At 65.3% G+C, this 547-nt stretch carries 1 protein-coding gene; it reads left to right on the forward strand.

Annotated features, from left to right (window positions below; translation table 11 throughout):
* Window positions 1–306, forward strand: a 306-nt coding sequence (locus tag H9I38_RS10690) for a C40 family peptidase (protein ID WP_226338810.1), incomplete at its 5' end; no start/stop codon positions are given.
* Window positions 307–547 lie beyond the last annotated feature (241 nt).

The following is a 547-nucleotide window of genomic DNA, read 5'->3' on the forward strand; positions in this document are numbered from 1 at the left end:
ACCAAGGGCGGCATGGACTGCTCCGGCTTCACCCGCTGGGTCTACTCCAAGGCCTACGGCCGCGACGTCCTCGGCGCCACCACCGCGGCGCAGCAGAGCCGCTCGGGCAAGCTCACCTCCGCCCCTCAGGCCGGCGACCTCGTCCTCTACTCCAAGGGCTCCGCCGGAACGGCGTACCACGTGGCCATCTACCTCGGAAACGGCCGGATCGCGCACGAGCCCAAGCCGGGCATGCGCATGACCTACGGCACGCTCCCCTCCCCGAAGTACAGCACCGCGCACGTCTACTACGTGCACGTCCAGTAGCGCGGACGCCTGAGGGCGACGACGACGGTCGCCCGATCCGAACTTCCTCAGAAATGTCGAACTCCATCCGTCTGATCGCACCACAGCGGCATTCGGTCTAGGTTTTCGCACCCTTTTTCGAGGTCACCTCGAATTCACCTCAAGCACCGTTTTCGGCGCATTCCAATCCTTCAGAAAGAAGACACAGCCATGACTGCTCTCCGCCAGCGCGCCTCCAGCGCCCTCGCCATGACCGCCCTCG

Origin of the sequence: Arthrobacter sp. UM1 (assembly GCF_020483305.1) — a bacterium.
Classification (GTDB): Bacteria; Actinomycetota; Actinomycetes; order Actinomycetales; family Micrococcaceae; genus Falsarthrobacter.